Here is an 11,487-nt window from a genome sequence, read left to right as displayed (position 1 = left end):
AAAACCCCAACTGCTTTCGCAATTGGGGTTTCGGAATTTAATCTTGACGATGACCTACTCTCACATGGGGAAACCCCACACTACCATCGGCGATGCATCGTTTCACTGCTGAGTTCGGGATGGGATCAGGTGGTTCCAACGCTCTATGGTCGTCAAGAAATTCGGGTACTGACTCGTGACCAGATGGCCTCGCTTCAGCAAATTGGGTATGTGACAGCTTTCGGTGTTTGTGCGCTTCGAACTTTCGGTTCGTTTCGTCTTCACACACCGCAATCTGGTGCCTTCTCAGGTCAGCAAATTGCTTGGGTGTTATATGGTCAAGCCTCACGGGCAATTAGTATTGGTTAGCTCAACGCCTCACAGCGCTTACACACCCAACCTATCAACGTCGTAGTCTTCGACGGCCCTTCAGGGAACTCAAGGTTCCAGTGAGATCTCATCTTGAGGCAAGTTTCCCGCTTAGATGCTTTCAGCGGTTATCTTTCCCGAACATAGCTACCCGGCAATGCCACTGGCGTGACAACCGGAACACCAGAGGTTCGTCCACTCCGGTCCTCTCGTACTAGGAGCAGCCCCTCTCAAATCTCAAACGTCCACGGCAGATAGGGACCGAACTGTCTCACGACGTTCTAAACCCAGCTCGCGTACCACTTTAAATGGCGAACAGCCATACCCTTGGGACCGGCTTCAGCCCCAGGATGTGATGAGCCGACATCGAGGTGCCAAACACCGCCGTCGATATGAACTCTTGGGCGGTATCAGCCTGTTATCCCCGGAGTACCTTTTATCCGTTGAGCGATGGCCCTTCCATACAGAACCACCGGATCACTAAGACCTACTTTCGTACCTGCTCGACGTGTCTGTCTCGCAGTCAAGCGCGCTTTTGCCTTTATACTCTACGACCGATTTCCGACCGGTCTGAGCGCACCTTCGTACTCCTCCGTTACTCTTTAGGAGGAGACCGCCCCAGTCAAACTACCCACCATACACTGTCCTCGATCCGGATAACGGACCTGAGTTAGAACCTCAAAGTTGCCAGGGTGGTATTTCAAGGATGGCTCCACGCGAACTGGCGTCCACGCTTCAAAGCCTCCCACCTATCCTACACAAGCAAATTCAAAGTCCAGTGCAAAGCTATAGTAAAGGTTCACGGGGTCTTTCCGTCTAGCCGCGGATACACTGCATCTTCACAGCGATTTCAATTTCACTGAGTCTCGGGTGGAGACAGCGCCGCCATCGTTACGCCATTCGTGCAGGTCGGAACTTACCCGACAAGGAATTTCGCTACCTTAGGACCGTTATAGTTACGGCCGCCGTTTACCGGGGCTTCGATCAAGAGCTTCGCGTTAGCTAACCCCATCAATTAACCTTCCGGCACCGGGCAGGCGTCACACCCTATACGTCCACTTTCGTGTTTGCAGAGTGCTGTGTTTTTAATAAACAGTCGCAGCGGCCTGGTATCTTCGACCGGCATGAGCTTACGGAGCAAGTCCTTCACCCTCACCGGCGCACCTTCTCCCGAAGTTACGGTGCCATTTTGCCTAGTTCCTTCACCCGAGTTCTCTCAAGCGCCTTGGTATTCTCTACCCAACCACCTGTGTCGGTTTGGGGTACGGTTCCTGGTTACCTGAAGCTTAGAAGCTTTTCTTGGAAGCATGGCATCAACCACTTCGTCACCCAAAGGGTAACTCGTCATCAGCTCTCGGCCTTAAGATCCCGGATTTACCTAAGATCTCAGCCTACCACCTTAAACTTGGACAACCAACGCCAAGCTGGCCTAGCCTTCTCCGTCCCTCCATCGCAATAACCAGAAGTACAGGAATATTAACCTGTTTTCCATCGACTACGCTTTTCAGCCTCGCCTTAGGGACCGACTAACCCTGCGTCGATTAACGTTGCGCAGGAAACCTTGGTCTTTCGGCGTGGGTGTTTTTCACACCCATTGTCGTTACTCATGTCAGCATTCGCACTTCTGATACCTCCAGCAAGCTTCTCAACTCACCTTCACAGGCTTACAGAACGCTCCTCTACCGCATCACCCGAAGGTGATACCCGTAGCTTCGGTGTATGGTTTGAGCCCCGTTACATCTTCCGCGCAGGCCGACTCGACTAGTGAGCTATTACGCTTTCTTTAAAGGGTGGCTGCTTCTAAGCCAACCTCCTAGCTGTCTAAGCCTTCCCACATCGTTTCCCACTTAACCATAACTTTGGGACCTTAGCTGACGGTCTGGGTTGTTTCCCTTTTCACGACGGACGTTAGCACCCGCCGTGTGTCTCCCATGCTCGGCACTTGTAGGTATTCGGAGTTTGCATCGGTTTGGTAAGTCGGGATGACCCCCTAGCCGAAACAGTGCTCTACCCCCTACAGTGATACATGAGGCGCTACCTAAATAGCTTTCGAGGAGAACCAGCTATCTCCGAGCTTGATTAGCCTTTCACTCCGATCCACAGGTCATCCGCTAACTTTTCAACGGTAGTCGGTTCGGTCCTCCAGTCAGTGTTACCTAACCTTCAACCTGCCCATGGATAGATCGCCCGGTTTCGGGTCTATTCCCAGCGACTAGACGCCCTATTAAGACTCGCTTTCGCTACGCCTCCCCTATTCGGTTAAGCTCGCCACTGAAAATAAGTCGCTGACCCATTATACAAAAGGTACGCAGTCACAGAACAAAGTCTGCTCCCACTGCTTGTACGCATACGGTTTCAGGATCTATTTCACTCCCCTCTCCGGGGTTCTTTTCGCCTTTCCCTCACGGTACTAGTTCACTATCGGTCAGTCAGTAGTATTTAGCCTTGGAGGATGGTCCCCCCATATTCAGACAAAGTTTCTCGTGCTCCGTCCTACTCGATTTCATGACTAAGAGATTTTCGCGTACAGGGCTATCACCCACTATGGCCGCACTTTCCAGAGCGTTCCGCTAATCTCAAAGCCACTTAAGGGCTAGTCCCCGTTCGCTCGCCACTACTAAGGGAATCTCGGTTGATTTCTTTTCCTCAGGGTACTTAGATGTTTCAGTTCCCCTGGTTCGCCTCTTGCACCTATGTATTCAGTACAAGATAACCATCTTATGATGGCTGGGTTCCCCCATTCAGACATCTCCGGATCAAAGTCTGTTTGCCGACTCCCCGAAGCTTTTCGCAGGCTACCACGTCTTTCATCGCCTCTGACTGCCAAGGCATCCACCGTATGCGCTTCTTCACTTGACCATATAACCCCAAGCAATCTGGTTATACTGTGAAGACGACATTCGCCGAAAATTCGAATTTCTCAACTAAGAGAACTCACAAATTTTACCTTAGCCTGATCCGTTACCAGTGAAAGTAACGTTCAGTCTATCTTTCTATCACATACCCAAATTTTTAAAGAACGATCTAGTCAAAGACTAGAAATCAACATTCATCACCGAACCGGTGGAATGCTCATTTCTAAGCTTTCAAACTTCAGAAGCAGTAGTGGTGGAGCCAAGCGGGATCGAACCGCTGACCTCCTGCGTGCAAGGCAGGCGCTCTCCCAGCTGAGCTATGGCCCCGTATTTCTACAGGCGTTTCCCACACAAAATTGGTGGGTCTGGGCAGATTCGAACTGCCGACCTCACCCTTATCAGGGGTGCGCTCTAACCAACTGAGCTACAGACCCAATTTCGGGCTGCTTCTATCGTCTTCTTCAATGAATCAAGCAATTCGTGTGGGAGCTCATGCAGCAGCTGATGTCGTCGATTAAGGAGGTGATCCAGCCGCAGGTTCCCCTACGGCTACCTTGTTACGACTTCACCCCAGTCATGAATCACACCGTGGTAACCGTCCTCCCGAAGGTTAGACTAGCTACTTCTGGTGCAACCCACTCCCATGGTGTGACGGGCGGTGTGTACAAGGCCCGGGAACGTATTCACCGCGACATTCTGATTCGCGATTACTAGCGATTCCGACTTCACGCAGTCGAGTTGCAGACTGCGATCCGGACTACGATCGGTTTTATGGGATTAGCTCCACCTCGCGGCTTGGCAACCCTTTGTACCGACCATTGTAGCACGTGTGTAGCCCAGGCCGTAAGGGCCATGATGACTTGACGTCATCCCCACCTTCCTCCGGTTTGTCACCGGCAGTCTCCTTAGAGTGCCCACCATTACGTGCTGGTAACTAAGGACAAGGGTTGCGCTCGTTACGGGACTTAACCCAACATCTCACGACACGAGCTGACGACAGCCATGCAGCACCTGTCTCAATGTTCCCGAAGGCACCAATCCATCTCTGGAAAGTTCATTGGATGTCAAGGCCTGGTAAGGTTCTTCGCGTTGCTTCGAATTAAACCACATGCTCCACCGCTTGTGCGGGCCCCCGTCAATTCATTTGAGTTTTAACCTTGCGGCCGTACTCCCCAGGCGGTCAACTTAATGCGTTAGCTGCGCCACTAAGAGCTCAAGGCTCCCAACGGCTAGTTGACATCGTTTACGGCGTGGACTACCAGGGTATCTAATCCTGTTTGCTCCCCACGCTTTCGCACCTCAGTGTCAGTATCAGTCCAGGTGGTCGCCTTCGCCACTGGTGTTCCTTCCTATATCTACGCATTTCACCGCTACACAGGAAATTCCACCACCCTCTACCATACTCTAGCTTGCCAGTTTTGGATGCAGTTCCCAGGTTGAGCCCGGGGATTTCACATCCAACTTAACAAACCACCTACGCGCGCTTTACGCCCAGTAATTCCGATTAACGCTTGCACCCTCTGTATTACCGCGGCTGCTGGCACAGAGTTAGCCGGTGCTTATTCTGTCGGTAACGTCAAAATTGCAGAGTATTAATCTACAACCCTTCCTCCCAACTTAAAGTGCTTTACAATCCGAAGACCTTCTTCACACACGCGGCATGGCTGGATCAGGCTTTCGCCCATTGTCCAATATTCCCCACTGCTGCCTCCCGTAGGAGTCTGGACCGTGTCTCAGTTCCAGTGTGACTGATCATCCTCTCAGACCAGTTACGGATCGTCGCCTTGGTGAGCCATTACCTCACCAACTAGCTAATCCGACCTAGGCTCATCTGATAGCGCAAGGCCCGAAGGTCCCCTGCTTTCTCCCGTAGGACGTATGCGGTATTAGCGTTCCTTTCGAAACGTTGTCCCCCACTACCAGGCAGATTCCTAGGCATTACTCACCCGTCCGCCGCTGAATCCAGGAGCAAGCTCCTTTCATCCGCTCGACTTGCATGTGTTAGGCCTGCCGCCAGCGTTCAATCTGAGCCATGATCAAACTCTTCAGTTCAAACATCTTTGGGTTTTTAAGAAACCCTAAACTTGGCTCAGCAATCGTTGGTTACATCTTTGATTTCTCGCGGAGTAACTTGTGATGCTGATAATCTTGTTGACTATCAGTCTGACTGCACAAGCACCCACACGAATTGCTTGATTCAGTTGTTAAAGAGCGGTTGGTTAAGATCTTTCGTCTCAACCGAGGCGCGCATTCTACAGCAGCCTCATTTGCTGTCAAGTGATTATTTTCAGAAGTTTTCGAAGAATTCTTCAACAACTTCAACCACTTGCGCTTCCGATCTCTCGTTAGCGGGAGGCGAATTATACAGCGTTAATCGCTGCTGTCAACACCTCTTTTTCTCCGCTTTCGACCGAGAAGATCGAACCGTTAAAAGAGCCAAACATCACCGCTCTTTCAACTCCTTCCAGGCTTCGATGATCTGAAGCAAGCCGCTGTCGAAAACTTCGTAACTCTTTGAATCTCAAGGAGTTTTCCGTTTCGACTGCGCCGGAAGTGGGGAGAATTATAGACTTCTAAAATTCGCCGTCAACCCCTGATTCCAACTTTATTCAGATTTCAGCGTAATACGTGCAAAAGCCTTCTTGCCGGCCTGGCAAACGTGAGTCGCGCCCACTGCATATATAAAGGAGCGATCAACCACCTCACCATCAACACGCACCCCGCCCGCCGCCAACAGATCACGCGCCGCTGCCGAATTCTTCACCAGGCCTGCCTTATTAAGGACTGCAGCGATTGGCATATCCTCAACCGAAGACAGTTCGATCTCAGGCAAGTCATCTGGCAGCTCGCCATCCTTCATGCGATTGCCAGCGCCTCGATGGGCATTAGCCGCAGCTTCTTCACCATGAAAACGTGCAACGATCTCTTCAGCGAGCTTGATTTTGATATCGCGCGGATTCGCCCCAGCTTCGACGTCAGCCCGGAATGCGTTGATTTCATCCATCGAGCGGAAGCTCAGCAACTCGAAGTAACGCCACATCAGCGCATCGGGGATAGAAACCAGCTTGCTGTACATTACGCCCGGTGCTTCCTGGATACCGACATAGTTGCCCAACGACTTGGACATCTTCTTCACGCCATCCAGACCTTCCAGCAATGGCATGGTCAGAATGCACTGTGCCTCCTGGCCATACCCACGCTGCAACTCACGCCCCATCAGCAAATTGAATTTCTGATCGGTACCGCCCAACTCGACATCCGCGCGCAGCGCGACCGAGTCATAACCCTGAACCAACGGATAGAGGAACTCGTGAATAGCGATGGGCTGGTTGGTGGTGTAGCGCTTGTCGAAGTCATCGCGCTCGAGCATGCGAGCGACGGTGTATTGCGAAGTCAGGCGAATGAAATCCGCCGGCCCCATCTTGTCCATCCAGGCGGAGTTGAAGGCAACTTCGGTTTTCGCCGGATCAAGGATTTTGAAAACCTGAGTCTTATAGGTCTCAGCATTATCCAGAACCTGCTCACGTGTCAGCGGTGGACGCGTGGCGCTCTTGCCACTCGGATCACCGATCATCCCGGTGAAGTCACCTATAAGGAAGATCACCTGGTGCCCCAGTTCCTGGAACTGACGCAGCTTATTAATAAGCACGGTATGACCAAGATGCAGATCCGGAGCGGTAGGGTCGAAACCAGCCTTGATACGCAGCGGTTGGCCGCGCTTGAGCTTCTCGACCAGCTCGGACTCGACCAACAGTTCTTCCGCACCACGTTTAATCAGCGCTAGCTGCTCTTCAACCGACTTCATAACAGACCCGCAAGGCTCAGATTCAAAGGGAACCAACCATACAAGAACGCGCACCAATTACAAGTTTTGCCCGGCGCACGGACACCAATCCATAGACCCGAGGTCTGTAGACTTGCTTCATCGATGATTTGGTTATATTTTATACAGTTATTTCATCTTCATCATGTCATTCATCTTTTCCAATTCATCTATTTCAAAGTCAAAAATTACCTATGACCACAGAACCGTCTAAAGCGCCGCCGCTTTACCCGAAGACCCACCTGCTCGCAGCAAGTGGAATCGCCGCCCTTCTCAGCTTGGCGCTGCTGGTATTTCCCTCCAGCGATGTTGAAGCCAAAAAGACGACCCTGAGTCTTGAACTGGAAAGTCCTGCTGAACAACTGACACAAGATCAAGACGCAGCTGATGCGGCTCAAGCCACAAACGAGCCCGTAGCTTCGCCGTTCGCACAAATCGAAAACAGCGACGAAAACGCCGCGCAAACCGCTGAAACCGCGCCGGCACCTGTAGCGCCTGTTGAGAAACCAAAAGAGCCCGGGCACCGTGAAGTCTTGGTTTCCAAAGGCGATACGCTCTCTACCCTGTTTGAAAAAGTCGGCCTACCGGCAGCCTCCGTGCACGAAGTACTGGCAAGCGACAAGCAAGCCAAACAGTTCAGCCAACTCAAGCGCGGTCAGAAACTCGAATTCGAACTCAGCCCGGAAGGCCAGTTGACCAGCCTGCACAGCAAGGTCAGCGACGTTGAAACCATTACTCTGACCAAGAACGATAAGGGCTATTCGTTCAATCGTGTCACCGCCAAGCCAACCGTTCGCACAGCCTACGTCCACGGTGTCATCAACAGCTCACTGTCGCAGTCCGCAGCCCGCGCCGGCCTTTCTCACAGCATGACCATGGATATGGCCAGCGTTTTTGGCTACGACATCGATTTCGCGCAGGACATTCGTCAGGGTGATGAATTCGATGTGATCTACGAGCAGAAAGTCATCAACGGCAAGGCTGTCGGCACCGGCCCGATCCTGTCGGCGCGCTTCACCAACCGCGGCAAGACCTATACCGCCGTGCGCTACACCAACAAACAGGGCAACAGCAGCTACTACACCGCCGATGGCAACAGCATGCGCAAGGCCTTCATCCGTACGCCGGTTGACTTCGCACGCATCAGCTCGAAGTTCTCCATGGGCCGCAAGCACCCGATCCTCAACAAGATCCGCGCGCACAAAGGTGTCGACTACGCAGCGCCGCGAGGCACGCCGATCAAGGCTGCCGGTGACGGCAAAGTGTTGCTGGCCGGTCGTCGTGGTGGTTACGGCAACACCGTGATCATTCAGCACGGCAACACTTACCGTACGCTCTATGGCCATATGCAGGGCTTTGCCAAAGGCGTGAAAACCGGGGGCAGCGTCAAGCAAGGACAAGTCATCGGCTATATCGGCACCACCGGCCTGTCCACAGGCCCGCATTTGCACTATGAGTTCCAGGTCAACGGCGTTCACGTCGACCCGCTCGGCCAGAAGCTGCCGATGGCCGATCCGATCGCCAAATCCGAACGCGCGCGCTTCCTCGCGCAGAGCCAGCCACTGATGGCGCGCATGGATCAAGAGAAGGCCACCATGCTGGCTTCGAGCAAGCGCTGAGCCATGGCCCTGTATATCGGTGTGATGTCCGGAACCAGTCTCGACGGGCTGGACATCGCCCTGATCGAGCAGACCTCGGCGATCAAACTGATCGCCACCCACTACCTGCCAATGCCTGACTCCCTGCGCGCCGAGCTGCTTGGCTTGTGCGCCAGCGGCCCAGACGAGATCGCCCGCTCGGCGATTGCCCAGCAACACTGGGTCGAACTTGCCGCGTCGGGCATTCACAGCCTCCTCGCGCAACAACAACTGAAGCCCGATGCCATCCGCGCTATTGGCAGCCACGGTCAGACCATTCGCCATGAACCGGCGCGCGGTTTTACCGTGCAGATCGGCAATCCAGCCCTGCTGACTGAGTTGACCGGTATTACCGTTGTGAGTGATTTCCGCAGCCGCGATGTCGCAGCGGGTGGCCAAGGTGCGCCTCTGGTGCCAGCTTTTCACGAAGCTTTATTTGAAGAGCGTAGCGGTAACCAGGCGGTCCTGAATGTAGGCGGATTCAGCAATCTCAGCCTGATCGAGCCGAGCAAACCTGTAGCCGGTTTCGACTGCGGCCCGGGAAATGTTCTGATGGACGCCTGGATTCACCGGCAACGTGGCGAGAACTATGACCGGGACGGACAATGGGCTGCGACCGGCAAGGTTGAACCAACCCTGCTCACGGCACTGCTAAGCGACCCGTTCTTCGTGACCAAAGGCCCGAAAAGTACCGGCCGCGAAGTCTTCAATCTGCCATGGCTGGAACAGCATCTTTCGAACCTGCCAACCTTCGCAGCCGAAGACGTTCAGGCCACGCTGCTCGAACTGACGGCACTGACCATCGTAGAGTCGCTACAAAGCGCTCAATCGGACACTCAGGAATTGCTGGTTTGTGGCGGCGGCGCTCACAACGCCACACTGATGAAACGTCTGGCGGATCTCCTGCCGAATACCGAAGTCGCCAGCACCGCAACTCACGGGGTTGATCCGGATTGGGTAGAAGCCATGGCCTTCGCCTGGCTCGCTCATTGCTGTCTCGAAGGCATCGCCGCCAATCGGCCAAGCGTCACCGGCGCTCGCGGGCTGCGCGTACTCGGCGCCATCTACCCGGCATAAACTTCAGATACAAAAACGCCGCAGAACCGAAAGGCTCTGCGGCGTTTTGTTGTGTGCGCTGAAGCGCGATCAGATCGAGAACGACGACCCGCAACCACAAGTCGTGGTGGCATTCGGGTTCTTGATCACGAAGCGCGAACCTTCCAGACCTTCCTGATAATCCACCTCGGCACCGGCCAAGTACTGGAAGCTCATCGGATCGACCACCAGGCTCACGCCTTCGCGCTCGACGATGGTGTCGTCATCGGCCACGTCCTCATCGAAGGTGAAACCGTATTGAAACCCTGAACAACCGCCGCCCGTAACAAATACGCGCAGCTTCAAGCGATCATTCCCCTCTTCATCGACCAGGCTCTTCACCTTGTGCGCAGCACCTTGAGTGAATTGCAAAGCCGTGGGGGTGAAGGATTCGACGCTCATGCTGACTATCTCCCGGCGTTACGCCGCCATAATGCGTGATGACGCGCATTATCCGCTTGTCCTAGAAAATTGGTCAACTATTAGAGGAGCCGCGGCAAGCTTCAAGCGGTGAGCTTCAAGCCTGCCTCTGATCTCTTGTAGCTTGTGGCTTGTGGCTTGAAGCTCGTAGCTGCTTTTAAGGCAGCATGCCGGCGTGTGACAGGCCGAAGCGCTCGTCCAGTCCGAACAGAATGTTCATGTTCTGCACCGCCTGGCCCGAGGCGCCCTTGACCAGATTGTCGATCACCGAGAGCACGACCACCAGATCGCCATCCTGTGGACGATGCACGGCGATGCGGCAGACGTTGGCGCCACGCACGCTACGGGTTTCCGGGTGGCTGCCGGCTGGCATGACATCGACGAACGGTTCGTTGGCATAGCGCTTTTCGAACAGTGCCTGCAGATCAACCGAGCGATCCGCTACTGTCGCGTAGAGCGTGGAGTGAATACCGCGAATCATCGGCGTCAGGTGCGGGACGAAGGTCAGGCCGACGTCCTTGCCCGCCGCGCGACGCAGGCCCTGGCGAATTTCCGGCAGATGACGATGACCTTTTACCGCATAGGCCTTCATGCTTTCCGACGTCTCGGAGTACAAAGAACCTACAGCGGCACCACGCCCGGCACCACTGACACCAGATTTGCAGTCGGCGATCAAACGCGATGCGTCGGCCAGACCTGCTTCCAGCAATGGCAGGAAACCCAATTGCGTTGCGGTCGGATAGCAACCCGGCACCGCGATCAGGCGCGCTTTCTTGATCTGCTCGCGATTGGCTTCCGGCAGACCATAGACCGCTTCGTCCAGCAATTGCGGTGCGCCGTGTGGCTGGCCGTACCACTTGGCCCATTCATCAGCGTCTTGCAGACGGAAGTCGGCGGACAGGTCGATGACCTTGGTGCCCGCCGCCAGCAGCTCGCCTGCGAGTGCGTGAGCCACACCGTGCGGCGTGGCGAAGAACACCACATCGCAAGCGCCTAGAGATTTGATGTCCGGCACGCTGAACGCCAGGCCGTCGTAATGGCCGCGCAGGTTCGGGTACATGTCAGCCACGGCCAGACCGGCCTCGGATCGGGAAGTGATGACGACCACTTCTGCCTGCGGATGCTGTGCCAACAGACGCAGCAGTTCGACACCGGTGTAACCCGTGCCGCCGACGATACCGACCTTGACCATAAACCTGCCCTCAACGAACCCACTGGAAAGCTGTCGATAATAGGGGCCGCGCGCGCCTGCGACAACCGCCAAGGTGACGCGCGGACGCTCAAGCCTCTACTATCTGGCTACCGTGAA

The 11,487-nt window shown here is 54.4% G+C and carries 5 protein-coding genes, 2 tRNA genes and 3 rRNA genes; 2 read left to right on the top strand and 8 right to left on the bottom strand.

The features are described 5' to 3' along the window. Positions 1-41: 41 nt before the first annotated feature. The 6 genes from rrf to tyrS form a co-directional block, all read right to left on the bottom strand. A 5S ribosomal RNA gene (rrf, locus tag AB4N47_RS25895) occupies positions 42-157 on the bottom strand. Between the two features lie 156 nt (positions 158-313). Beyond that, a 23S ribosomal RNA gene (locus AB4N47_RS25890) occupies positions 314-3,207 on the bottom strand. A 247-nt stretch (positions 3,208-3,454) separates the two neighbouring features. Beyond that, positions 3,455-3,530, bottom strand: a tRNA-Ala gene (locus AB4N47_RS25885). 30 nt (positions 3,531-3,560) lie between these two features. Further along, positions 3,561-3,637, bottom strand: a tRNA-Ile gene (locus AB4N47_RS25880). Between the two features lie 81 nt (positions 3,638-3,718). After that, positions 3,719-5,255: ribosomal RNA gene (locus tag AB4N47_RS25875) — 16S ribosomal RNA — on the bottom strand. The 16S, 23S and 5S rRNA genes sit together here with 2 tRNA genes alongside, the layout of an rRNA operon. 553 nt (positions 5,256-5,808) lie before the next feature. Beyond that, on the bottom strand, positions 5,809-7,008 hold the full coding sequence (tyrS, locus tag AB4N47_RS25870; RefSeq protein WP_341638027.1) for a tyrosine--tRNA ligase: 1,200 nt from the start codon (positions 7,006-7,008) through the stop codon (positions 5,809-5,811). A gap of 212 nt (positions 7,009-7,220) precedes the next feature. On the opposite strand from tyrS, the gene AB4N47_RS25865 reads away from it, so the two are divergent. Together AB4N47_RS25865 and AB4N47_RS25860 are read left to right on the top strand one after the other, a co-directional pair. After that, complete coding sequence (locus tag AB4N47_RS25865) at positions 7,221-8,645, top strand: peptidoglycan DD-metalloendopeptidase family protein (RefSeq protein WP_341638291.1); 1,425 nt, start codon at positions 7,221-7,223, stop codon at positions 8,643-8,645. Between the two features lie 3 nt (positions 8,646-8,648). Then, entirely contained in the window at positions 8,649-9,740 is a 1,092-nt protein-coding gene (locus tag AB4N47_RS25860; protein ID WP_341638028.1) for an anhydro-N-acetylmuramic acid kinase, read from the top strand. 69 nt (positions 9,741-9,809) lie between these two features. On the opposite strand, the gene erpA is transcribed toward AB4N47_RS25860, so the two are convergent. Continuing rightward, positions 9,810-10,160: an iron-sulfur cluster insertion protein ErpA gene (gene erpA, locus AB4N47_RS25855; RefSeq protein ID WP_007918905.1), complete on the bottom strand. Its 351-nt coding sequence runs from the start codon at positions 10,158-10,160 to the stop codon at positions 9,810-9,812. A gap of 175 nt (positions 10,161-10,335) precedes the next feature. Further along, positions 10,336-11,370 (bottom strand): N-acetyl-gamma-glutamyl-phosphate reductase, encoded by a 1,035-nt coding sequence (gene argC, locus AB4N47_RS25850; RefSeq protein WP_341638029.1) that lies wholly within the window; start codon positions 11,368-11,370, stop codon positions 10,336-10,338. Positions 11,371-11,487: the final 117 nt, after the last annotated feature.

The organism is Pseudomonas sp. S3_G06 (assembly GCF_054667565.1).
This window is presented reverse-complemented; position numbering and strand designations above follow the sequence as displayed.

Coding starts and splice junctions, on each gene's coding strand:
- tyrS (WP_341638027.1), bottom strand. CDS start 7,008: ATGAAGTCGGTTGAAGAGCAGCTAGCGCTGATTAAACGTGGTGCGGAA.
- AB4N47_RS25865 (WP_341638291.1), top strand. CDS start 7,221: ATGACCACAGAACCGTCTAAAGCGCCGCCGCTTTACCCGAAGACCCAC.
- AB4N47_RS25860 (WP_341638028.1), top strand. CDS start 8,649: ATGGCCCTGTATATCGGTGTGATGTCCGGAACCAGTCTCGACGGGCTG.
- erpA (WP_007918905.1), bottom strand. CDS start 10,160: ATGAGCGTCGAATCCTTCACCCCCACGGCTTTGCAATTCACTCAAGGT.
- argC (WP_341638029.1), bottom strand. CDS start 11,370: ATGGTCAAGGTCGGTATCGTCGGCGGCACGGGTTACACCGGTGTCGAA.